Origin of the sequence: Actinoplanes auranticolor (genome assembly GCF_018332655.1) — a bacterium.
Lineage (GTDB): Bacteria > Actinomycetota > Actinomycetes > Mycobacteriales > Micromonosporaceae > Actinoplanes > Actinoplanes auranticolor.
Window position 1 is genome coordinate 45,623 of the sequence record NZ_BOQL01000029.1, and the last position, 21,778, is coordinate 67,400.

Annotated in this window: 21 protein-coding genes; 10 read left to right on the forward strand and 11 right to left on the reverse strand. The window is 71.8% G+C overall.

The annotated features are described in order from the left end of the window. Positions 1-49: 49 nt before the first annotated feature. Positions 50-760, forward strand: coding sequence for a TIR-like protein FxsC (locus tag Aau02nite_RS19240; RefSeq protein ID WP_212989883.1), 711 nt, complete (start codon positions 50-52; stop codon positions 758-760). Next, on the forward strand, positions 757-4,671 hold the full coding sequence (gene fxsT / locus Aau02nite_RS19245; RefSeq protein WP_212989884.1) for an FxSxx-COOH system tetratricopeptide repeat protein: 3,915 nt from the start codon (positions 757-759) through the stop codon (positions 4,669-4,671). Before Aau02nite_RS19240 ends, fxsT (Aau02nite_RS19245) begins: the two co-directional genes overlap by 4 nt. On the opposite strand, the gene Aau02nite_RS19250 is transcribed toward fxsT (Aau02nite_RS19245), so the two are convergent. Genes Aau02nite_RS19250 through Aau02nite_RS19265 form a run of 4 tightly spaced genes read right to left on the reverse strand, consistent with a single transcriptional unit; the run spans position 4,668 to position 8,518 of the window. Continuing rightward, positions 4,668-6,332, reverse strand: coding sequence for an aKG-HExxH-type peptide beta-hydroxylase (locus Aau02nite_RS19250; RefSeq protein ID WP_212989885.1), 1,665 nt, complete (start codon positions 6,330-6,332; stop codon positions 4,668-4,670). The genes fxsT (Aau02nite_RS19245) and Aau02nite_RS19250 overlap by 4 nt on opposite strands. 1 nt (position 6,333) lies before the next feature. Beyond that, positions 6,334-7,470 (reverse strand): FxsB family cyclophane-forming radical SAM/SPASM peptide maturase, encoded by a 1,137-nt coding sequence (locus tag Aau02nite_RS19255; RefSeq protein WP_212989886.1) that lies wholly within the window; start codon positions 7,468-7,470, stop codon positions 6,334-6,336. Positions 7,471-7,475: 5 nt separating this feature from the next. Continuing rightward, on the reverse strand, positions 7,476-7,673 hold the full coding sequence (locus Aau02nite_RS19260; RefSeq protein ID WP_212989887.1) for an FxSxx-COOH-like cyclophane-containing RiPP peptide: 198 nt from the start codon (positions 7,671-7,673) through the stop codon (positions 7,476-7,478). Then, entirely contained in the window at positions 7,670-8,518 is an 849-nt protein-coding gene (locus tag Aau02nite_RS19265; protein WP_246595269.1) for an AAC(3) family N-acetyltransferase, read from the reverse strand. The genes Aau02nite_RS19260 and Aau02nite_RS19265 overlap by 4 nt, the downstream gene beginning before the upstream one ends. A 213-nt stretch (positions 8,519-8,731) precedes the next feature. Between Aau02nite_RS19265 and fxsT (Aau02nite_RS19270) the strand changes: the two genes are divergently transcribed. Then, on the forward strand, positions 8,732-11,578 hold the full coding sequence (gene fxsT, locus Aau02nite_RS19270; RefSeq protein WP_212989888.1) for an FxSxx-COOH system tetratricopeptide repeat protein: 2,847 nt from the start codon (positions 8,732-8,734) through the stop codon (positions 11,576-11,578). A gap of 33 nt (positions 11,579-11,611) precedes the next feature. On the opposite strand, the gene Aau02nite_RS19275 is transcribed toward fxsT (Aau02nite_RS19270), so the two are convergent. Both Aau02nite_RS19275 and Aau02nite_RS19280 read right to left on the reverse strand, forming a co-directional pair. Then, a complete protein-coding gene (locus Aau02nite_RS19275; protein ID WP_212989889.1) occupies positions 11,612-13,393 on the reverse strand; it encodes an NAD-binding protein in 1,782 nt (593 codons plus the stop codon). 26 nt (positions 13,394-13,419) lie between these two features. After that, positions 13,420-13,725: a hypothetical protein gene (locus tag Aau02nite_RS19280; RefSeq protein ID WP_212989890.1), complete on the reverse strand. Its 306-nt coding sequence runs from the start codon at positions 13,723-13,725 to the stop codon at positions 13,420-13,422. Between Aau02nite_RS19280 and Aau02nite_RS19285 the strand changes: the two genes are divergently transcribed. Further along, the gene (locus Aau02nite_RS19285; protein WP_212989891.1) at positions 13,696-15,414 is read left to right on the forward strand and encodes a CehA/McbA family metallohydrolase domain-containing protein; all 1,719 of its coding nucleotides are present in this window, start codon (positions 13,696-13,698) and stop codon (positions 15,412-15,414) included. The two genes, Aau02nite_RS19280 and Aau02nite_RS19285, sit on opposite strands and share 30 nt — an antisense overlap. Continuing rightward, entirely contained in the window at positions 15,411-16,025 is a 615-nt protein-coding gene (locus tag Aau02nite_RS19290; RefSeq protein ID WP_246595270.1) for a hypothetical protein, read from the forward strand. Before Aau02nite_RS19285 ends, Aau02nite_RS19290 begins: the two co-directional genes overlap by 4 nt. Position 16,026: 1 nt before the next feature. On the opposite strand, the gene Aau02nite_RS19295 is transcribed toward Aau02nite_RS19290, so the two are convergent. After that, complete coding sequence (locus tag Aau02nite_RS19295; protein WP_212989892.1) at positions 16,027-16,206, reverse strand: hypothetical protein; 180 nt, start codon at positions 16,204-16,206, stop codon at positions 16,027-16,029. Between the two features lie 28 nt (positions 16,207-16,234). Then, positions 16,235-16,642 carry a RidA family protein gene (locus tag Aau02nite_RS19300; protein ID WP_212989893.1) on the reverse strand — a complete coding sequence of 136 codons (408 nt, stop codon included), beginning with the start codon at positions 16,640-16,642 and terminating at the stop codon, positions 16,235-16,237. 76 nt (positions 16,643-16,718) lie between these two features. On the opposite strand from Aau02nite_RS19300, the gene Aau02nite_RS19305 reads away from it, so the two are divergent. Genes Aau02nite_RS19305 through Aau02nite_RS19325 form a run of 5 tightly spaced genes read left to right on the forward strand, consistent with a single transcriptional unit; the run spans position 16,719 to position 19,630 of the window. Continuing rightward, a complete protein-coding gene (locus Aau02nite_RS19305; protein ID WP_212989894.1) occupies positions 16,719-17,351 on the forward strand; it encodes a TetR/AcrR family transcriptional regulator in 633 nt (210 codons plus the stop codon). Continuing rightward, a complete protein-coding gene (locus Aau02nite_RS19310; protein ID WP_212989895.1) occupies positions 17,344-18,132 on the forward strand; it encodes a hypothetical protein in 789 nt (262 codons plus the stop codon). Before Aau02nite_RS19305 ends, Aau02nite_RS19310 begins: the two co-directional genes overlap by 8 nt. Positions 18,133-18,190: 58 nt before the next feature. Next, positions 18,191-18,652 (forward strand): hypothetical protein, encoded by a 462-nt coding sequence (locus Aau02nite_RS19315; RefSeq protein ID WP_212989896.1) that lies wholly within the window; start codon positions 18,191-18,193, stop codon positions 18,650-18,652. Positions 18,653-18,662: 10 nt separating this feature from the next. Continuing rightward, on the forward strand, positions 18,663-18,959 hold the full coding sequence (locus Aau02nite_RS19320; RefSeq protein WP_212989897.1) for an MTH1187 family thiamine-binding protein: 297 nt from the start codon (positions 18,663-18,665) through the stop codon (positions 18,957-18,959). Next, positions 18,956-19,630, forward strand: coding sequence for an HAD family hydrolase (locus Aau02nite_RS19325; RefSeq protein WP_246595271.1), 675 nt, complete (start codon positions 18,956-18,958; stop codon positions 19,628-19,630). Before Aau02nite_RS19320 ends, Aau02nite_RS19325 begins: the two co-directional genes overlap by 4 nt. 10 nt (positions 19,631-19,640) lie before the next feature. Here Aau02nite_RS19325 and Aau02nite_RS19330 read toward each other — a convergent pair whose 3' ends face one another. The 3 genes from Aau02nite_RS19330 to recO are packed head-to-tail and all read right to left on the reverse strand — an operon-like array spanning position 19,641 to position 21,765. Next, positions 19,641-20,216, reverse strand: a complete 576-nt coding sequence (locus Aau02nite_RS19330; protein WP_212989898.1) for a histidine phosphatase family protein — start codon at positions 20,214-20,216, stop codon at positions 19,641-19,643. Continuing rightward, the gene (locus tag Aau02nite_RS19335) at positions 20,213-20,992 is read right to left on the reverse strand and encodes an isoprenyl transferase (RefSeq protein ID WP_212989899.1); all 780 of its coding nucleotides are present in this window, start codon (positions 20,990-20,992) and stop codon (positions 20,213-20,215) included. The genes Aau02nite_RS19330 and Aau02nite_RS19335 overlap by 4 nt, the downstream gene beginning before the upstream one ends. Continuing rightward, positions 20,989-21,765 (reverse strand): DNA repair protein RecO, encoded by a 777-nt coding sequence (gene recO / locus Aau02nite_RS19340; protein ID WP_212989900.1) that lies wholly within the window; start codon positions 21,763-21,765, stop codon positions 20,989-20,991. The genes Aau02nite_RS19335 and recO overlap by 4 nt, the downstream gene beginning before the upstream one ends. Positions 21,766-21,778: the final 13 nt, after the last annotated feature.

Sequence of the window (21,778 nt, forward strand, 5' to 3'; positions counted from 1 at the left end):
ACACTGAGTGATCGACTCCTCACGATCTTTCGTCCTCAGGAGCTCGCACGTGGGATCGTCAGTCACACCTCCGCTCTTCTTCATCAGCTACGTGCACGACTCCGGTGAGGACGACCAGCACGTCCACCGGTTCTACCGCGATCTGAACCACGACGTGCTGATGTTCGCCGGGCGCCGCAGCACCGAGACGGCGGGCTTCTGCGACGTCTCGTTCCAGCTGGGGCAGCGCTGGTCCCCCGAGCTGATCAGGAATCTCAGCACGACCCAGGTGTTCATCCCGGTGCTGAGTCCCGCGTACTTCCGCAGCGAGGCCTGCGGCAAGGAATGGGCCATCTTCAGCTCGCGCCTGCACCGCGGCGGCCGGCCGGACTCCGCGGACTCGTCGATCATCCCGCTGCTGTGGGTGCCGATGACGGTGCCCGAGATCGCCCAGCCGTACCAGTACAAGGATGCCGCCTTCGGCGCGGAGTACGAGCGGGCCAAGCTGCGCGCGCTGATCCGTGAGGAACGACGCCGCGACGACTACAACGCCTTCGTCCAGCAACTCGCCCAGCGGGTGGTCGACCTCAGCGAGACGGAGCCGGTCGCCGAGGCACCGGAACGGCCCGGCTTCGACGACGTCCGCTCGGCCTTCACCGTCGTACCGGAACCCCGCCGGCCCGCCGGCACCACCGCGACCACGTCCCCCACCCGACGGCAGGCGCGCGACAGCGCCGACCGTCCCATCCTGAACGCCAATCTCACCGAGGACCTCCGATGAGCAGCAGCGCCGACAACGGCCCCGCCGGCCGGATCATCACCTTCTACAGCTACAAGGGCGGAACCGGCCGCACGATGGCGCTCGCCAACGTCGCCTGGCTGCTCGCGGCGAACGGCTACAAGGTGCTGACCATCGACTGGGACCTGGAGTCGCCCGGGCTGCACCGCTACTTCCATCCGTTCCTCAAGGACAAGAACCTGCGCAACTCCGAGGGCATCCTCGATCTCATCCGCAAGCACTCCCAGACCGCCCTGCGGCCCGGCGGGCCGGCGGACCAGCTGCCCGAGCGGGCCCAGATCCAGGAGTACGCCGCCTCGCTGGACTGGGACTTCCCCCAGGGCGGCGTCCTCGACTTCGTACCCGCCGGGCGGCAGGACCTGGGCTACGCGGGAGCGGTCAGCACCTTCGACTGGGACACGTTCTGGCACAAGCGCCAGGGTCGCCGGTTCCTGGACGCCCTGCGCGAGGACATGGCCCGCAACTACGACTTCGTGCTCATCGACAGCCGGACCGGCACCAGTGACACCGGCGGGATCTGCACGGTGCACCTGCCCGACACGGTGGTCAACTGCTTCACGCTCAACACCCAGAGCGTCAGCGGGGCCGTGGCGGTCACCGACTCCATCCTCAAGCAGGCTCCCGGGATCACCGTGCTGCCCCTGCCCACCCGCATCGAGGACGGGGAGATGGCGAAGCTGGAGCGCGGACGGGTGTTCTCGCGGCGCAGCTTCGAGCCCTACCTCGGCTTCCTGGGCGACGGGCCGGCCGACGCCTACTGGAACAGCGTCGAGGTGCCGTACATCCCCTACTACGCCTACGAGGAGATCCTCGCTGTCTTCGGCGACGTACCGCACCAGAACGGGCCGCTGCTGCGCCCGTACGTGAATCTCGCGTCCCGGCTCGCCGGCACCGCCTGCCCGGCGGCGGTCGTCCCGGAGAACGACCGCAACCGGGTGCTACGGGCCTTCGAGCAACCGGTCCCCCGGAAAAAGCGGACGATCATGGTGACCTACGCGCCCCTCGACCGGATCTGGGCCGAGTGGCTGCGCGACCGCCTGCACCGCGGCGGGCACCAGGTCGTCCTGCACGGCATCCGCGACTCCGTGCCGGACGTCGACACCCTCGACCATCTCGTGGTGATCTTCTCCCGGGACCTGGTGGCCCGCGAGAGCGGCCTGCGGTTGCTGCGGACCGCTCGCGACCGCATCGCCCACGGCGCGGACAACCTGGTCGCCGTCCTGCGGGTGGACGCGACCGCGATGGAGAGCCGAGTCCCGTCGCAGGTGCTGGTCGATGTGATGGGCGCGGGCGAGGAGCGCGTGCTCGAGTCGGTGTCGACTGCGCTCTCCCTCGACGCGACGGCCCTGCCGGGCAGCGGAGCGGGACCGGGTGAGGTGCGCTATCCGGCGGAGCTGCCGCCCCACTTCCAGGTCGCCCTCACCCGCAACCCCAGGTTCTCGGGTCGTGGCGGTGTCATCGAGAACATCCGCGACCGGCTGCTCAGCGGCGAGCCGAGCGGCGCCCGCCTGGCCCTGATCGGGCTGCCGGGGGTCGGCAAGACCCAGACCGCCCTGGAGTACGTGTACCGCTTCGCCGCCAGTTACGACGGCGTCTGGTGGATCTCCGCGACCCAGCCGGGCCGGGTCCGGGCCGCCCTGGCCGAGGTCGCGGCGAGGCTGGGGCTGCCCGGCGGCAACGTCGAGGACCAGGTCGCCGCGGCGCTCGAGGCCTTCCGGCGCGCCGTGCCGGTACGCCGCTGGCTGGTCGTCCTGGACAACGCAGACGCACCGGCGGACCTGGAGGGCCTGATCCCGTCCGGGCCGGGCCACGTCCTCGTGACCTCCCGCAACCCGCAGTGGACCAATGAACTCGACGCCGTCGACGTCGCGGTCTTCGAACGCGACGAGAGCCTGGAACTGCTCGGGCGCCGGGTCCGGCATCTCGCGCCGGCCGACGCCGACGAACTCGCGGGCCGCCTCGGCGACCTGCCGCTCGCCCTCGAACAGGCCGGTGGCTGGCTGAGCAGCACCGCCATGGCCGTCTCCGACTACCTGGAGCTGCTCGACCGGAGCACCGTCGAGGCGATGGGTGAGAGCGCCCCCGCGGCCTACAGCCAGACGGTCGCCTCCACCGTCGGGGTCGCCTACGACCGGCTCGCCCAGACCAGCCCGGCCGCCACCCGGCTCATCGAACTTCTCGCATTCATGGCACCCGAGGTCGTCCCTTACCGGATGATCAGTAATAAACAACTGACCGCCCTGCTGGTCCCCATCGACCAGCGCATGTACGACCCGGCGCGGCACGGGTCGCTGATCCAGGACATCGGTCGCCTCGGACTCGCCCGGGTGGACGCGGGCACGAACGAAGGGAACCCGGACCCGGGCAGGCGTGGCATCGTGGTCCACCGGCTGACCCAGGATATCGTCCGCTCGCGGTTGTCCCCGGCGGAGCAGGCCGACCGCAGGCAGGAGATCCAGAGCGTGCTGGCAGAAGCGGACCGGGGCAACCCGGACAGTGTCGAGAACCGGGCGGCCTACGAGGCCATCCGTCCCCACCTCGAGCCCAGCGGTGCGCTCACGTCCGACAGCCCGGAAACCCGGCAACTGATCATGGACATGACCCGCTACCTCTACATGCGGGGCGATTACGAGGGATGCCGGGAACTCGCCGAGCGGGCTCTCGAGAAGTGGGTCGCCCGCTTCGGTCTCGACGACGTGTGGGTCCTGCGCCTCAAGCGAACGTTGGCCCTGGTGCTCCGCGAGCAGGGCCATGAGGCCGAGGCGTACGACATGAACGCCGACAGCCTCAAGCGCCTGAGCCGCACCCTGGGCGATGACGACCCGTACACCCTGGCGACCGCCATGAGCCACGGCGCGGATCTCCGGGCCCGCGGTGAGTACGAGAAGGCCGTGCTTCTGGACGAGCGGACTCTCAAGGGGTTCCGAGAGGTCTACGGTGACGATCACACAGAGACGCTGAGCGCCGCGAACAACCTCGCGGTCTCGCTCCGTTTCGTGGGCAACTTCCAGGAAGCCGCCCGGCGGGACCGCGACACGCTGCGTCGCCGCCGCGAGGTCATAGGTCCGCGTCATCTGTACGCCCTCAACTCGCAGGAGAACCTCGGAGCCGATCTGGTCGAGCTCGGCGACCTGGTCCCCGCTCGCAACATGCTCGAGGAGGCCTATGAAGTCACCCGCCGGGATCACGGCGAGGATCACTTCCGCTCCTTACGGATCGCCTGCACCTACTCGGTCTCCCTCCGCCGGCTCAACGAGGTGACCAAGGCGGCGGAGGTGATCGATGACGCCGTACGCCGTGCCGAAGCCGTGCTCGGCCACCGTCACCGGGTGACCCTCAGCTGCCGCCTCGAGCAGGCGGACGTGCGCTGGGCGGAAGGCCGCACCAAGGAGGCGCGCGCGGTCGCTGAGGAGGTCTACGCCGACTTCCAGCACGCCCGGGGCGAGCATCACCCCGACGCCATCGCCGCCGGCAACGACCTCGCCATCTTCCGGCGGCTCTCGGGGGACGCGCCGGGCGCGCTGATCCTCGCCGAGCAGACCTTCGAACGCCTGGAGGGCCTGTTCCACCCGGGTCATCCCTACACCGTCGCCGGAATGATCACCCTGGCGAACGCCCGGTTCACCGACGGCTCGCAGCGCCTGGCCCAGGAGACCGACACCGCGGTGCTGCAACGGGTGCGGCGGACGTTCACCGACCGCCATCCGGCGGTGCTCGCCGCCATGGTCAACTGGGCCGTCAGTCACCGGCCGGACGACCCGGACGCCGCCGGCCGTACCCGCGACGAAGCGGTCAAGAAGCTCGACGAGATCCTCGGCGCGCACCATCCGAGCACGATCGCCGCGGTCGAGTGGCACCGCATCGACCAGGACATCGCGCCGTTCGCCATCTAGCCAGATCCTTCCGACGGTCCCTCCGGGAGCCAACGGGCTAGCTGCCCCGGCGGCGCGGCCTGCCGGCGCTCGGCCAACAGCTCCCACAGCGCCCGGAGGAGATCCGGGCGTTCGTAAGCGGCTCGGACGCCGGTGGCATGCAGGGCGACGGCCAGCGCGGTCCAGTCCCGGTCCGAGGCCGGAGCGGCGAGCAGGCGTATCGCCTTGCCGTACTCCTCCCCCGCGACCGCCCACTCGGCGCCGGTGAGGCCGGCCGGCGGGCGCCCGTCCAGCCACGTCTCCGTCAGGGCGCGGGCCAGGGCGAGCGGCGGCTCGGCCGGCGTGGCCACCATCTCCGGCGGTCCGGCCGGCCGTGGGGCGGCACCTCGCTGCCAGGCGTCGGCGAGATCGGCGACATCGGGGCGACGGGGCCGGTGACAGGCGAGCCGCCAGGCGACGTGGGTCGCCTCGGCGCTCCGGCGGGCCGCCGCGATCGCGGGTGACTCGTCGCGCCAGGAGTCGACGACCTCGCCCAGCTCGGCGAAGAACCAGGCGCCCTCCGCGGTCAGCTCGCCGGACCGCCGCAGCTGGGCCAGCGCGTAGCCGACGTGTTCGCGCCACGAGGCGAAGAGGTACTCGGCCCGGCGACGGGCCTCGCCACGGAGGTGCCGCCGGTGTTCCTCCCAGAAGCCGGCGACCCCGGCGAAGGCGTAGCAGCCCTGCACCAGAGCGGCGGCCGGGCGCGGATCGGGCCGCCAGGGAGCATGAAAGCGTGCCGGTCCGCCGTCGGCGCACAGGTCCACCAGGTCCAGGACAGCGCTCATCTTGTCGTGCTGGAACTCGTGCACGAGCAGTTCGGCTGCCGTGGACGCGGCGGGCGGCGGCGAGAGCCCGACGGCGCCGAACGTACCGCGGACCGAGGCGCTGACCTGTCTGCCGTCGGCCGGTGTCCGCAGCGGCACGACGGCGTGCAGGGCCAGGCGCATGGCTTCCGCGTGTCGCGGTTGCTCGTACTCCAGCAAGTGCCAGGCGTCCGCGATCACACGGCCGTACGCGGCTCCCTCAGCCGGCGACAGCGGCGGCAGGGGCGGCTGCGGGAACCGGTCCCGGAGCGGGTCGGTGTCGATGATCTCGATCGTGTGGCCGGGCACCACCACCCGGAGCGCGGGACGCCAGCCGGGCGCCGACCCGGTGGAACCGGGACGCAGCCGCAGCGACCCGCCGATCGACAGCACCGCGCCGTCGAACCGGACCTCGCAGCGGCCGGGCCCGACCGCCGTCGCCGTACCGAGGCCGGGCAGGACCAGATCCGGGCCGGTGTCGACGACGAGGTGACACGGCAGTCCCGCGGACACAGCGGTGGCCACCGCCAGCGCCCCGAGGTAGCCGCCCGCGGTGTCGCCGGCCGGCGACGCGTCTCGCGCCGCCTCGGCGAACCAGGCGTCGAGGAACGGATGGCGCAGCAGCCGCCGTCCCGCCGCGGGATCGTCGCGGTCGATGCGGGCCACGAGGGCGAGGGCGTCCCGGAGTCCGGGCCGGCCGGCGGACGACTCCGCGATCGCCAGCAGATACAGCCGACGCCGGGAAAGCTGACTGTCGACGAGCAGCGCCATCGCCTGCGGATCGCCGTGCCCGCGGGCGAGGTCACGGAGCTGCTCGCGGGTGAGGACGTACTCCTGCATGTCAGCCGCGCAGGGCGAGCTTCGCGGCGACCCGGGCCTGCACATGGGTGATCAGACGGTAGAGGTCCCGGCAGTAGACGGACGGGTAGCCGAAGCCCCCCTCGGGATCGAACCGGTGCGAATACTGGCCGCCGCCGCAGACCGTCACCACCGGGCAGGCTCGGCACCCGCGCGCCAGCTTCACAAGAGTGCGCTCGGTCGCGAGCACGGCGGGATGACGCATCGCCTCATCGAGGGAGTGCCGGTGCACGGACATGCCCAGGGCCCCCAGCCCCGGGGCGGTGGTCTTGAGCGCGTCGGTGACCTCCAGGCTGCCGTCGGTCTCCACGGTGATCGCCGCGGCCGAGTCGAGACCGACCGCTTCCGTGTCGCTGGGGCCCCCGAGCAGCAGGGAGATGATCGACTCGAACAGCCGGATGCCGGTCTCCCGGACCGGCGCGTCGAACCAGCGGTCGAACACCCGGATGAGCCAGTCGGCGTACGGCGTCGTCGCCGGATCGTGCCCGGGCGGCCGGTGCACCCAGTTCGCCAGCGGAAGCAGGAGGTCGAGGCTCGGCGGTCCGAGAGCGAGCAGGTCCTCGTAGACCTGGAGCGGGTCGTTGCTGAGGTCGACCGTGCACAGCAGCCCCGTCCAGACGTCCCCGGCCGCGCGCATCCGGTCGATCCCCTGCACCGCCAGGGCGAAGCTGGGCCGGCCGTCCGCGAAGCGGCGGTGCCGATCGTTGGCCTCCCGGCCACCGTCCACGCTCACCCCGACGCCGACGCGGTGACGCCGGAAGACCTCGACGAAGCGGTCGTCGACGAGGGTGCCGTTGGTCTGCAGGGTGACGTCGACCGAGGTACGCGGCGCGGCCGCCCGGATCGCGGTGATGACCTCGGCTATCCGGTCCGGCCCCGCGAGCAGCGGCTCGCCCCCGTGCAGGACCACGAAGATCTTCTCGAGCCCGTGGGCGCGGGCGTGCTCACCGATGCGCGCCGCCAGGGCCGCGGTCGTCCGCCCGCTCATGATCATCGGCCGGTCGCGCCAGCTCTGATCGACGTGGTGGTAGACGTAGCAGTAGTGACATGACAGGTTGCAGCGGCTGTGCAACTTCACGATGAACTGCCGGAAGGGCTGCTCCGGACTGTCGGCGTCCATGCGGATCAGGAACGGCGCAGCGGCGCGGCGTTGAAGGCGGCAACACTGTCCCGCTTGCCCGACGCCGCGTTCTCCAACACCCGACGCAGGCAATGATCAAGCACCGTGTCCCCGCCCTCCCGTAGGGCGAGCAGTTCCTCCAGGGACAGATCGGCGGCGCGGACGAGGCCGGTTCGGATCGCGGTCGCGGGCGGTGGCGTCATCGCATCTCACTTTCGTGGCCCACGGCGGGGCCGGGTTCCCGGCGCAGGGGACGCCGAGGGGCGAGCCAGTTTTCTGCGAAACGCACCGCTTCGCGAACAGGGAATAGGCGACTCGTCGCTGCACCGACCATCGCCCGGCAGAGATAGGCGTCTTTGTCGTACTCTGCCTCGTAGTCGGCTCCCAGGTCGCCGAAATCGTGATCATCGAGTCCGGCCGTTTCGTATCTTACCCACTCGCGCCCGTTTTCGGTTCGCACAACGGCAGTCAGCTGCACGACGCGCAACCCCGGCAGACGCGACTCCGCCAGGTGGAATGCGGTGCATTTCTCGTAGCCGACGCCGAGCAGCAGGACCTTGGCGCCGGCCCGCTCCAGCGCCGCCAGCGGCGATCCGTCCCCCAGCAGGGAGTCCAGGCGATGCTCCGCCATGAGCGCGGCCGCCTGCCGGCCGACCGCCGCGAACGAGGTCAGCGGATGTCCACTTCGGGCGGAGCCGGGCCACGTGCGGACCCGCTCGGCCACGGCGCCCATGCCGTCACTGGGTGTCAGCGCCGGCTCGAAGGGCGGCAGATGCTCGCGGATCGTGTCCCACCACTGCGATGGAACCGTGCGGTGCGACCACCGGGAGGGATCGCGGTTGTCGGGGGTCTGGGCCGGGACGACGATCGTCCCGTACGGCCCCACCGCCTCGAGCAGAGCCTGGACGACCGCGGTCGCACCCCCGCAGACCCAGCCGATGGACCGCATCGAGCTGTGTACGAGGAGCACGTCTCCGGCCCGCACCCCCAGCAGCGTGAATTCCCGGGTGAGTAATTCACGTGTTCTCATGGGTATGTCGACGTTCACGATCGGGGGTCCTCCGTTCAGCCGGCTCATCGACTGTCCGCGCAGTTCCTGGCCTTGCCTTTATCGTCGTTCATCCGGCCACCGCCGAACGCCGTTCTGTCAACCCCGTGCACAAGTTGACGACTATTGGCCCCAGGACTTCCAATGGACTTCCGGCGTCTGGCGAAACTTGACGATTGCTGACGGGGTACGCCGGCGAACGGGGGCTTCATCGTGGCGAGGGCACCGCGACCGGGTCCGCCCGCCGACGGCCCGCTGAGTGATCTCGTCCGTGCCCTGCACGAGTTGCATCGTGACGCCGGAAAGCCGGGAGTCCGCCGGATCAGCACCGCGATCCGCGATCACGAGGACATGCGCGACACGGTCAGTCACGAGACGATCAGCGCGATGCTCCGCGGCAGCGGCCTGCCGAAGTGGGTCAAGGTCGAATGCGTGGTCCGCCAGCTCGCCGAGTGGTCGGTGACCGGGCTGGACCCCGACCGGGAGGTCCGCCGCTTCCATCAGCTCTGGCTGGCGGCCGACGACGGTCCCGCGGCCGTGCTCCCGGCCCGCGTGCGGAGCGATTTCGTGGTCGCCGGCGGGCCGGTCCCGGTTCCGGCGGCTCCGCCCGCCACCACCGCGATGCTGACCAACGTCCCCGGCCCGGCCCCGCACTTCACCGGCCGCCGTGACCTGCTGAACCGGATCCGGGCCACGCTGACCGGCCCGGGTTACGCACCGCTGCCCCTCGTCGGCGTCGGCGGCGTCGGCAAGACCCAGCTCGCCCTGCAGTACGTCGACCGCTGGGCGGCCGAGTACGACGTGCTCTGGTGGGTGCCGGCCGAGCAGTCCTCACAGGCGATGGCGGCCCTCGCGGCACTGGGCGACCAGCTGGGCATCACCGCGTCCAACGACATGCGGCAGACCGTCCGCGACGTGCTGACCACCCTCGAGGCGAGCGCGCTGCGCTGGCTGCTGGTCTACGACAACGCCGATCAACCGACGGACCTGGGCCTGCTTCTTCCCGCGACCGGCGGACATGTGCTCGTCACCTCCCGTAACTCCGCCTGGGAGCACGCCCTGAACGTCGACGTCTTCTCCCGCGAGGAGAGCATCGCCTTCCTGCGCGAGTGGGGCGTGACCGCGCCCGCCGACGACTGTGACGCCCTCGCCGAGCAGCTCGGCGACCTCCCGCTGGCGCTCGACCAGGTCTGTGCGATGCAGACCGCGACGGGGATGCCGGTGGCGGAGTACCTGCGGCTGTTCGCCGAGCACTTCGACGAGTTGCTCGCGGCCGGTGGCAGGCGCGGCTCCCGGACCACGACGGTCACCACGTTCGTCAACGTCGCCGCCGGACGGCTGCGGGCGGAGTCCGTGGCGGCGTCCCAGCTGCTCGAGCTCCTGGCGTTCATGGCGCCCCTGCCGGTGCCGGTCTCCCTGCTCCACCTGGGACGGGACGCCCGGGTCACCCCGCCGCTGGGCCGGGTGCTCTACCGCACCGACGACCTGAGCAAACAGGCGCTGCACCTGGGCCGGTACGGCCTGGCCCAGGTGAGCAGCGACGGGCAGCAGCTCCAGATGCATCGCCTGGTGCAACGCGTGGTCCGCGACGGCTTGAGCGACGCGGACGCCCGGGTCCGCCGCCTCGACGTGCACCGGCTACTGGCCGCCGCCGACCCGGGCAAGCCCGACGACTCGCGCACCTGGAGCCAGCACGGCGAGATCGGGCCGCACCTGATCTCGTCCGATGCCCTGCACTCCACCGAGACCGCGGCCCGGGAGGCGGTACTCCATCAGATCCGCTACCTGGAACGTATCGGTGACTTCGAGGCTTCCGCACGGTTGGGAGGCAGCGCCGTCGAAGCCTGGCGGGCGGATCCGGCGGACGGCGGGCTCGGGGCGGAGCACGAGCTCACCGTCCGGGCCACCCGCCACCTCGCCAACGCCCTCCGTTCGCTCGGTGCGTACGCCGAGTCCCGCAACATGATCATCGAACTGCTGGACCTGCTCCGGAGCAGCCGGACCTACGGTCCGGATCATCCCGACACCCTGGCGACAGCCGGGGTTCTGGCGTTCTACCTGAGATTCGCGGGGGATTACCGGCGGGCGCTCGACGAGGACCGTCGCCGGGTCGAGGTCCTCCAGCGCCTGCACGGCGCGGACGACACCCGCACCACGGACGCGCTGGGCAATCTGACGGTCAACCTGAGACTGCTGGGCGACCCGGCGGCTGCGCTCCGACACGACGAGGAGCTGGTGCGGACCCTCACCCGTATCGCCGGCCGGGAGAACGAACGCACCCGCGTCGCCGTCCGCAACCAGGTGTGGGACCTGCTCGCCCTCGGCCGGTTCAGCGAGGCGGTCGACGAGCAGCGCCGGAACATGCCACGGTTCAACGCCAACGAGATCACGGTGGCTCAGCGGGCCATCGCGGTGGGTCTGCGCAAGCTGGGCCGGCTGGACGAGGCGCTGGCGGAGGCGACGGACAACTACCGGACCTGCCAGCGGCGATACGGGCCGGACCATCATCTGACGTTGGCCTCGATCATGACCTATGCGAACACGCTGCGTGCCGTCGGGGATGCGGTGGGAGCGCGACGGCTCGCCACCGAGGCGCTCGACCGGTACCGGCGGTTGTTCGGGGAGCAGAACCCGCTGACCCTGGCCGCCTCGACGAATCTGACCGTGGTGCTGCGGTCACTCGGGCAGTGGCGGGAGGCGCACAACATCGACGAGCTCACCCATGAGCAGACCGTCCGGGTGCTCGGCGCGGACCACCCCCATGCGCTGGTCACCGCGATCGGGCTCGGCAACGACCTGGCCCACCACCACATCGGCAAGGACGCCGTCGCGCTGGGCACCGCCACCCTGGAGGGCCTGCGCCGGGTCCGGGGCGACGACCATCCTGAGACCTGGATCTGCGCCACCAACCTCGCTCTCGACACAGGAGCACCGGGGCACCCCCGTCACCGCGAGGCCGTCGAGCGGCTCGCCGCGCTCGTGGGCGCCGATCATCCCGACGCCCGGGCCGCCGCCGCGGGAGTGCGGCTGGAATGTGACATCGAGCCGCCGCCCACCTAGGACCGGCGGTGAAGGCCGGCCCGGCCCACCGCGTCACACCAGGTGGGCCGTCCGGCCGCGCTGCGGATCGGAGATCCTGACCACTTGGAATCCCGCGTCGGCCAGGATGGCCGGCAGCTCCCGCACCGCCGCGCGGCTCTTCTCGCGGCGCTCGTGGGGCAACTCGGCCCAGTCGAGCAGATACGGCGTCAGCTTCGCCCACGGCTCACGAGTGGGACCGTACCGCCAGCCGGCCGCGGTGGCCTCGCTCAGCCAGCGCTGCTGTTCGTCCTGAGCGAGCTGCTCCACCTCGTCCGGCGACAGAGTGAAGTCGCCCGGCCCGCTGCGAGCGACGATCGTGCAGCCGATGGCGTTCAGCTTCGTACCGATGGATCCGGCCTGTGACCGGTTGAAGCCCCGGCGTTCCTCGTCGAGGTTCACCCATGGCACCAGTGCGGCCGGGTCGGTGGGCTCGCCCGGGTGTTCCCGGCACTCGATCACGTAGCGCTCGTGGATGAGCCGGGCGAGCCGTTCCACCAGATCCTCGGCGATGAGTGCCGGGTCGCACGCGCTGCTGTGCTTGGGGAAGAGTTTGATCTTTCCGTGCACCTGGTCGAGGAGAGGGCGGCCGTACTCGTCGCCGAAGGCATCGGTGAGACCCGCCAGGCGGTCGACCGGCACGAGTACGGTTCCGGCGACGCGGTGCCACAGCTCGTACGCGGTAAGGGCCACCTGCAGGCCGTACTCCTCGTCCTCGTAGCAGAGGTAGGCGTCGTCGTACGCCAGCTCGGGATGCTCAGCGAGCAGGGTGGGCACATCCGTCTCGTGCGCCGTGACTGTGCACGCCTGCTCGAGGACCGGGTAGCGGCTGTGCAGCGCGGCGAGAGCGGCCACCGCGCCGGGCCGGACGAAGTCGACCGCTATCCGCGTCCGGTGGCCGCTGCGCCGCAGCCGCCAGTCCCGGGCCAGCGAGACCAGCAACGCCCGGGCGAACGGCGCGTCCCCGGCCACCAGGAGCCTGGGGAGATCCGGCCCGATCGGTTCCAGCGGCCGCTGGGCGAGCAGCACCTGCACGGCGAGCTGGTCGAGATTGAAGAAGTCGAGCCGCAGTCCCGGAGCGGCGTCGACCCCCAGCCGCCGGGCCTGCAACGCCATGGCCCGATCCGGGTCATGGATCTGGGCGTAGACGGTCGCCGGGCCGGAGTCGTCGTCGACCACCCGGCCCGCGGCGGCGGCGATGGCCACGTTGGTCGCGCTGTCGTCGGTGCAGGCATAGATGACGGTGGCCCGGTCCGCGCCGGCGCCACGGAGCACGTCCGGGTCCGTGGCATCGCCGGTCACGCCCAGCAGGTTTCCCCGGCGCATCTCCAGTGGTCCGATCGGACGACTGCGGATCACCACGGTCTTGCGCTGTGCCATCGCGAGGTTCCGGGCCAGCGCGGCGGCGGCGGACGAGTCGCCGCAGACGATGGCGTGGCCGCGGGCGTTGCGGGCGCGCATCCGGCGGAGCTCGGTGGCCAGCAGCAGCCGGACCGCTTCGGTCAGCGCGAACAGGGTCACCGCCGGTGCCGCGAAGCGGGCGATCTGCAACGTCAGCGGGAAGTCCGTGGCGTCCTGGAGCGGATCGGCACCGAGGACGAAGAGCTGGAGATCGAAGTAGAGGAGATTGAGGAACGTTCGCCCGGGCAGTTGCTGCTCGACGAAGTAGCGGTCGAGTCCGTGGTAGCCCAGGATGAGCGCGGCGAGCGCCAGGGCCGCGAAGGTCAGACGTACGACGGCGGCGGCGTGCCGGCTCAGACCAGGAGACGCGGATGCATCGATACTCGCCACAGCCATGAATACATTGTGTCATCGATGCGCTACTACCCGTCAGGAACTTCCTGATCGGCGCGACGCTGGTCTCCGCCGCCGCCCTGACCACCACGGTCCTGCTCGGACGTGTTCCGGCCGATCGTCGGCTGACGTCCGGTCCGATCGTCCAGCTGCGACAGTTCGTCCCACCCGCGCCTTTTGATGCGCGGCTGTGCATGAAACCCTTCCGTGTTCGTCCGGCGGTCACCCCGGCGCCATCCGGCGTTGCCGTGCGGGCGCGAGATTGGCCAGGTCATCCCCTTGTCGATCTTCGGGAGCCATGGGACATGGGTCACGGCCATCACCACCACGATCACGATCACTCGCACGACGCCGGCGGGGCCGGCGACGTACCCCCGGCTCTTGACCTGAGCGTCCCGGACAGCGAGCTGTCGCCCTCGGACGTCTCCCGCCGCGGTTTTCTGCGCAGCGCCGGTCTGCTCGGCGCCGGCGCGGCCGCGTCGGTGCTGGCCACGCCGTCCGCGGCCGCGGCCGCCGGGCTGCCGCACTCGCACGGCCCGGCCGGCGGTGGCACCGCCAAGGGCGGCTTCCGCTGGCTGGCCGGCGATCACCACATCCACACCCAGCACAGCTCCGACGGCCTGTACCGGGTCATCGACCAGGCCGGGCACGGGCGCGCGTTCGGCCTCGACTGGGTCGTCATCACCGACCACGGCAGCAACGCGCACGCCAAGATCGGCGTGGAGAAGGTCAACCCGGACATCCTGGCCACCCGCAAGGAGCTGCCGGACCTGCTGACCTTCCAGGGCCTGGAGTGGAACATCCCGGCCGCCGAGCACGCCACCGTCTTCGTGCACCCGGGCCGCCACGAGGTCGCGGTGCTCAAGCAGTTCGAGCAGACCTTCGACGGTTCGCAGCTGCCCGCCACCAACACCAACGAGCAGAACGAGGCGCAGGCGATCGCCGGCATCAAGTTCCTCGGCGAGCAGGTCCGGCGGCGCAAGGTCGAGGGCGCGCTGTTCCTGGCCAACCACCCGGCCCGGCGCGGCATCGACTCACCGCACGAGATCCGCAACTGGCGCGACGCCGATCCGACGATCGCGATCGGGATGGAGGGCGCACCGGGCCACCAGGCCGCCGGCATCCCCGCCCCGAACGGCCGGGGCGGCGCGCGCGGCTTCTACGACAACAACCCGTCGGCGGCGTCGTTCCAGGGCTACCCGCTGGAGACCTACCGCACCTGGGGCGGCTTCGACTGGATGACCGCCACCGTCGGCGGCCTGTGGGACAGCCTGCTGTCCGAGGGCCGGGCCTGGTGGGTCACGGTCAACTCCGACAGCCACGTCAACTACCTGGACCAGTCGGACCGCGGCCCGGGCAGCGACTTCGAGGCCAACGGCCGCTACAACGACCCGGTCTACACCGGCAAGGTCAACACCGGCGCGGGTGACTTCTGGCCCGGGTTCTACGGCCGCACCAACGTCGGCTCGACGTCGTTCTCGTACAAGGCGGTCATGGACGGCCTGCGGGCCGGCCGGGTGTGGGTCGACCACGGCCGCCTGATCAAGAGCCTGGACGCGCGGGTCCGGGTGGCGGGCGATCGCCGGGCCGCCACGGGTACGCCGCTGGGCGGTGTCCTGCACGTCAGGCGGGGCACGGCGACCGAGCTGACCCTCGAGATCGACCTGCAGGACGTGCCGAACTGGGCGCAGTTCGTCCCGGTGCTGTCCCGGGTGGACGTCATCGTCGGCTCGGTGACCGGCCCGGTCGCCGAGCGCGACACCTTCACGGCGCCGAACACCAAGGTGGTGAAGTCGTACGAGGTGTCGCCGGGCGCTCGCAAGCTGTCGGTGACCTACCAGCTCGGCCGCCTGGACAAGCCGTTCTACCTGCGCCTGCGCGGCACGGACGGCAAGCGCACCCAGCCGGGCCTGATGGGCGCGGCGGTGGACCCCGCGGGTCCGAAGCTCGACGTGATCGGCGACGCCGACCCGTGGGGCGACCTGTGGTTCTATACCAACCCGATCTGGGTCCTGCCCCGGTGACGACCCACCGGTCCGCGGCCGCCGCCACCACCCCGGCGGCGGCCGCCCCGGCTCTGGCCGATCTCGCGGGCCTGCCGGTGCACGGGATCTCTCTGGAGCATTCCGACACCGTCGCGGCGGAGCACTGGCTCGCGTCACTCTCGCCGGCGCCGGTGCTGGCGTTCACGCATCTCGTCCGCATGCCGCGGCCGCACGTGGCGCTGAGCCTCGTCTTCGCCGGCACCACACCCGACTTCGCCGGCACTGCGCCCACCGACCTCGGCAACGCGCCCAGCGGGCTCGGTGCCGCGCCCATGGGGCTGAGCTCCGAGTGTGCGGAGGCCGTTGCCGAGCACCGGGCGCGCAGCTCGGGTCGCGCGGTGCTCTATCCGGGCGTGGAACTGCTGGTCGGCACGCTGAGCGTTGCCGAGGTGCTGGAGCTGAGCGCGATCGAGAAGGTCGAGATCCTCGGCGGCGGCCCGGCGGACCCGGCCACCCTGATCGACACCGGCGACTTCGTCCGTCCCCAGTGGCGGTCCGGGGTGCTGACGCTGATCACCACGCCGGCGGCGGGCGGGCGGCTGGTGCCGTTCGAGACCCGGCACCCGACCCCGTGCTGCGCGGCGCACTGACTCAGAACAACGGGCTGCCCGGCGCTCCCGCGCGCTGCGTCGCCTGCCGCCGGGCGGGCCACTCCCGGTGGATGAGGAGCCGCAGGTCGGCCACGCTGTCCGGCGCCCAGCGCATCGCGTCCTCGCTCAGCGAGACGTCGCGGACCACGTGGTCGATCAGGTCCAGCACATCCCGGCGCATGCCGCCGTGCTCCCACCCGGGTGGGCCCTCAGGGGAGGATCGCGGTCGCCTCGACCTCGACCAGCACGTCCGGCTCGGCCAGCGCGGCGACGCCGATCCCGGTCAGCGGCGCCATCGGGGTGACGCCCAGCTTGGCGGCGGCCCGGGCGACGCCTTCCGCGAACAGGGGCATCTTGTCGGGGGTCCAGTCGACGAGGTAGACGGTCAGTTTCACCACGTCGTCGAAGGTGCCACCGACCTCGGCCAGGGCGGTGCCGATGTTGAGGTAGCACTGCTCGACCTGGGCGGCGAAGTCGCCCTCACCGACGTGGCCGCCGTCGGCATCGCGGGCGATCTGACCGGCGATGAAGACCATCCGCGAACCGGTGGCGATCGACACCTGCCGGTAGATGTCGACCTTCGGCAGTCCTTCGGGGTTCACCAGCGTGACGGCCATGCTGCCTCCATGTGTCGGGAGCCCGTGGGCTCGGGAGCTCAAACTATAGCAGTGCAATGCTATGTATCCTGAGGCCATGGCGAGGACGAAGGACCCGGCGGTCCGCACCCTGCTCCTCGAACGGGCCGGGCACATGCTGCGGACCCGCGAGCCGATCACCCTGCGCTCCCTGGTCGCCGGGACCGGCGTGTCCACCATGGCCGTGTACACGTGGTTCGGCGGCATGGACGGCATGTGGAAAGCGTTGCGGCAGGAGGGCTTCACCCGCCTGGCCGGCCGGCTGGCGGCGGTGACGACGTCCGCGGACCCGGTCCGGGACCTGACCGCGCTGGTCGCCGCGTACCTCGGCAACGCCCTCGACCACCCGGACCTGTACCGGGTCATGTTCGACGCGACCTACGAGCTCGAGGACGCCGAGGCGGCCGACGAGACGCTGGAATACCTGGTCCAGGCGGCGGGCCGGGGCCGGGCGGCCGGCCGCTTCCGCGCCGGGACCGACCCGCTGGAGCTGGCCATCCAGAGCTGGGTCATCGGCCACGGCCTGGTCTCGCTGGTCACCCCGGGCCCGCTGCCCCGGCAGACCCTGGCCCACGGCATCCCCCTGCTGACCGCCCTGTACGTCGAGATGGGCGACGAACCCGCGAGATGCCGCCGCTCGGTCCGGCGCGGCTGGGAGGCCGTCGACGTGACCGGGGGGCGTCATGAGTAGCCGGAAGCCCGCCGCGGGCCGGCCCGCGTACCTGCTCGGGGCCGCGGCCGGGAACCAGCTCGTGAACCTGTCCGGCGCGACCACCCCGTACCGCTGGTTGACGGTTGCCCTGCTGGTCGCCGGCCTGACCGCGACGATCAGCCGGGCCCGCCCGCGGCCCGTCGCCGTCCTGGTCCCGCTCGCTCTGGCCCTGATCGCGGCGTCGGCGGCGCTGCGACCGGCGTGGCAGATCCCGGCCGGCGTCGCCGCCGCCGTGCTGGTCGTCGCCGCGGTGGGCCGGCTGGCGCCCGGCGCGGGTGGCGCCACGCTGCTGGCCGGAGTCACGGGCGCCGGCCTCGGCACCGCGCTCCTGCGGGCCGGTGTCGCCGCCTGGCCCGGCGGCCCGGCGGTGACCTGCGCGTCGATCATCGGCATCGGCGTGGCCGTCATCGTCGCCGGTGTCGCCCTGCTGCGGTCGAACGCCCTGCTGCTGGGCGTGGCCGTCGGCGGTTCCGGCCTCGCCGCCCTCGCGGGCGGGTTCGCGATCGTGGGCGCCCAGGGCACGGCGGGGACGATGGCGATCCTGGGTGGCGGGCTGGCCCTGGTCACCGCCGTTCTGGCCTTCGTGCGGGACTTCTCCCTGCTCGGCCTGGCGGCGCTGGGCGACGCGATCGCGGTCACCGGCCTGGCCATGTGGGCGCTCCGGGCCGGGGAGGTGCCGGCCGGCGTGACGGCGTTCGCCGCGGCGTCGGCGGCCCTCGCCCTCGGCCTGTCCTACCTGGGCGCGAGCTGGGCGGATTGACGCACCCTCGGCGCCGGACCGGTGACCGGGCCCCGGCAGCGGGCCTAGGATCGCCGGCATGGCGGCTCGGCGGTATCGGTACAGCGTCGGCAACGAGGAGGACCCCGGTGATCCCTGGGGTCGCAGTGAGCTGCTGATCGAGCCGGACGGCGCGGTCTCGTTGCAGCACGTCTTCCCGGGGCCGCTGGCCGCGCGCGCCTGGACCGGCCGGGTCCGGCCCGCCGCGCTGGACGCCCTGCGGGACTCGCTCGAACGCGCCGGGTTCCCCGCCGGGCCGGCCGCGCCGCCGGCCGCCGGCTCCGGGCTGCGCCGCCTGACCGTCGAGACGCGGGACGGGTCGGCGTCCGTCGTCCTGCCCTGGCACCTGCCGGCCTCGGCACCTTCCGGGTACGCCGAGACGTTCGACGTCCTCGACGGTGTCATCCGCCAGGTGACCGGGAGTGCGGTGGCGTATCCGTCCACGCAGAGCGACATCGTCTCCGACATCGCGGAGGCACCCGCCGGCGATCCGCTGATCTAGATTGGGAACCATGCTGGTTGCCTTTTCCGTCACGCCGCTCGGCGTGGGTGATTCCGTCGGCGATCTGGTCGCCGAGGCCGTCCGCGTGGTCCGGGCCTCCGGGCTCCCCAACCGCACCGATGCCATGTTCACCACCGTCGAGGGTGAGTGGGACGAGGTCATGGCCGTCATCAAGCAGGCCGTCGACGCCGTCGCCGCGCACGCGCCCCGGGTGACCGTCTCCCTCAAGGCCGATATCCGGCCCGGGGTCGCTGATGCGCTGCACGGCAAGGTCGAGCACATCGAGCGGCGGCTGGCCGGGCAGTGAAGCGGCTGGTCATGTGGGACATCGACTACACGCTGCTGCGCGGCGGCGGGGTCGCCGCGCGGGCCTGGAAGGCCGCGTTCACCGAGCTCACCGGGGTGGCGTGGCGGGCCACCCCGAACTTCGGCGGGCGGACCGACCTGGACATCTGCGCCGAGGTCTTCGCCACCCACGGGGTCACCGACTGCACGCCCGAGCGGTTCTTCGCCCGGTACGTCGAGGAGGTGCACGTCTCCCGGCACCAGTTCGCCGAGCAGGGTGCGCTCCTGCCCGGGGTGCGCGCTGTGCTCGACGAACTGGGCAGCCGGCCGGACGTGGTGCAGACGCTGGTCACCGGGAACGTGCCGCAGGTCGCCGCGGCCAAGATCGAGGCGTTCGCGCTGACCGGTGCCTTCGACGTGGAGATCGGTGGTTACGGCACCGACGACAGCGTGCGGGCGACGCTGGTGCGGCGGTGCCTGGAACGGGCCGAGGCCAAGTACGGCGAGCGCTTCCGGCCCGTGGTCATCGGCGACACGGCCAACGACGTGTCGGCCGCGCTGGCCAACGACGCCCTCGCGGTGGGGGTGGCGACCGGCTCGACCAGCATGGCCGACCTGGTGCTGGCCGGCGCCCACGCCGTGCTGCCCGACCTGTCCGACGTGGACGCGGCCGTCGCGGTCATCACCGCCTGAGGCGCCGGCGCTAACGCACGCGCAGGTGGGGCGGGAAGCCTGTCCAGCGCAGCTCCGGCGGCAGATGGGCCATGTCGTTGTACAGCATCAACGCCGGCGGCCGCTGCTCGCTGTAGCGGATCACCGTCAGCGCCGCGTTGCCCGTGTTGATGCCCATCCACCGCTCCGGCGGCGCCCCCAGTGCGTCCCGCACGAACCACGCGATCAGGAAGCTGTGGGTGATGACCAGCTCGTACGTCTCCTGCTCGGCCGGCACCGCGAAACGCGCCAGCGCCTGCTGCGCCAACTCCGGCCCGTCCCGCAGCTCGTCGGCACCCCAGCCCTCGGTCAGCGCCGAGAACGCGGCCGGCACGTCAGCCGGCACCCACGGCGGGTAGTCACCCACGACGTCCGACGATTGCGCTTGCGGCCAAGCTGCCGCCGTCTCCGCCGCACGGGGCAGCGGGCTGTGCGTCACCGAGGCGAACGGCACGCCAGCCAGCCGGGCGCCCAGCAGCTCGGCCTGGCGGCGGCCCGGATCGCTGAGGCCGGCCTCCTCACTGACTGCCTCGCCGTGGCGGGCCAGGTAGAGGTAGCGATGGCTCACTGCGGGGCGACGGGGTTCGGGATCGCGCCCCCGAACCGGCGGTCGCGCTGGGCGTACAGCTCGCAGGCGTACCAGAGGTGGCGGCGGTCGAAGTCGGGCCAGAGCGTGTCCAGGAAGACCAGCTCCGCGTACGCCGACTGCCAGAGCAGGAAGTTCGACGTGCGTTCCTCGCCGGACGGGCGCAGGAACATGTCCACGTCCGGGATCTCGGGGTGGTACAGGTACTTCCGCAGGGTCTTCTCGTTGACCTTGTCGGCTCTGAGCTTGCCCGCCGCCACGTCCCGGGCGATCGCCGCCGCCGCGTCCGCGATCTCCGCGTGGCCGCCGTAGTTGACGCAGAACTGCAGGGTCAGGGTCTTGTTGTCCTTCGACATCTCCTCCGCGGTCTGCAGCTCGGAGATCACGCTCTTCCACAGCCGGCCCGGGCGGCCCGACCAGACCACCCGGACGCCGAGCTCCACGAGCTGGTCGCGGCGGCGGCGGATGACGTCGCGGTTGAAGCCCATCAGGAAGCGGACCTCTTCCGGCGAGCGCTTCCAGTTCTCCGTGGAGAAGGCGTACGCCGACAGATACGGGATGCCCAGCTCGATCGCGCCCTCGATGGTGTCGAAGAGCGAATACTCCCCCTGCTCGTGACCCTTGGTGCGGGACAGCCCACGCTCCTTGGCCCAGCGGCCGTTGCCGTCCATGACCACCGCCACGTGCTTCGGCACCGCCGCGGCGGGCAGAGCGGGCGGCCGGGCGCCGGAGATGTGCGGTGTGGGCGGACGCGTCACGAAGTGCTCTCCCGTCGGTCGACCAGTGGCAGCGCGCGCAGGTTGCGCTCCATGTGCCACTGCAGGTGTGCTGCCACCAGCCCGCTGCACTCGCGGCGTACCGGTTGCTCGGTGGCGTCGGCGAGCTGCCAGTCGCCGCTGGTCAGGGCCTGCATCAGGGCGACCGTCGCCGGGGCCGGGTGGGCCGCGCCGGGCGGCCGGCAGTCGGGGCAGACCGCGCCGCCCGCGGGCACCGAGAAGGCGCCGTGCTGCCCCGGGCTGCCGCACACCGCGCACTCGCCCAGAGCGGGCGCCCAGCCGGCGAAGGACATGCCGCGCAGCAGATAGGCGTCCAGGACCAGGCTGCTGGCGTGCTCCCCCGCCGCCAGGGCCTTGAGCGCGCCGAGAGTGAGCTGGAACAGCCGCAGGGCGGGCTCGCGCTCGACCGGGGAGAGCCGCTCGGCGGTCTCCGCGATGGCGCTGGCCGCGGTGTAGCGGGGGTAGTCGGTGAGGAACTTCTTGCCGTACAGCATCAGGGCCTCGACCTGGCTGACCGAGTGCAGGCTGCTGCCGACGCCCTCGGGCGAGCCGGCGAGCTGCAGGTCGATGTGGCCGAAGGGCTCCAGCCGGGCGCCGAACTTGGAGCTGGTGCGGCGCACCCCGCGGGCGACCGCGCGCAGCCGCCCGTGCCGCCGGGTCAGCAGGGTGATGATCCGGTCGCTCTCGCCGAGTTTCTGTACGCGCAGGACCACCGCGTCGTCGCGGTAGAGATGGCGTCGGTATCCGGCGGGCACGCAGTCATTCTGC

Bases quoted from the DNA above. Each gene is read 5' to 3' on its own strand.
- Aau02nite_RS19300 (WP_212989893.1), bottom strand. From the start codon at position 16,642: ATGGCCGTCACGCTGGTGAACCCCGAAGGACTGCCGAAGGTCGACATC.
- Aau02nite_RS19310 (WP_212989895.1), top strand. From the start codon at position 17,344: ATGAGTAGCCGGAAGCCCGCCGCGGGCCGGCCCGCGTACCTGCTCGGG.
- Aau02nite_RS19285 (WP_212989891.1), top strand. From the start codon at position 13,696: ATGGGTCACGGCCATCACCACCACGATCACGATCACTCGCACGACGCC.
- Aau02nite_RS19320 (WP_212989897.1), top strand. From the start codon at position 18,663: ATGCTGGTTGCCTTTTCCGTCACGCCGCTCGGCGTGGGTGATTCCGTC.
- fxsT (WP_212989884.1), top strand. From the start codon at position 757: ATGAGCAGCAGCGCCGACAACGGCCCCGCCGGCCGGATCATCACCTTC.
- Aau02nite_RS19315 (WP_212989896.1), top strand. From the start codon at position 18,191: ATGGCGGCTCGGCGGTATCGGTACAGCGTCGGCAACGAGGAGGACCCC.
- Aau02nite_RS19305 (WP_212989894.1), top strand. From the start codon at position 16,719: ATGGCGAGGACGAAGGACCCGGCGGTCCGCACCCTGCTCCTCGAACGG.
- Aau02nite_RS19275 (WP_212989889.1), bottom strand. From the start codon at position 13,393: ATGGCTGTGGCGAGTATCGATGCATCCGCGTCTCCTGGTCTGAGCCGG.
- Aau02nite_RS19295 (WP_212989892.1), bottom strand. From the start codon at position 16,206: ATGCGCCGGGATGTGCTGGACCTGATCGACCACGTGGTCCGCGACGTC.
- Aau02nite_RS19250 (WP_212989885.1), bottom strand. From the start codon at position 6,332: ATGCAGGAGTACGTCCTCACCCGCGAGCAGCTCCGTGACCTCGCCCGC.
- Aau02nite_RS19255 (WP_212989886.1), bottom strand. From the start codon at position 7,470: ATGGACGCCGACAGTCCGGAGCAGCCCTTCCGGCAGTTCATCGTGAAG.
- Aau02nite_RS19260 (WP_212989887.1), bottom strand. From the start codon at position 7,673: ATGACGCCACCGCCCGCGACCGCGATCCGAACCGGCCTCGTCCGCGCC.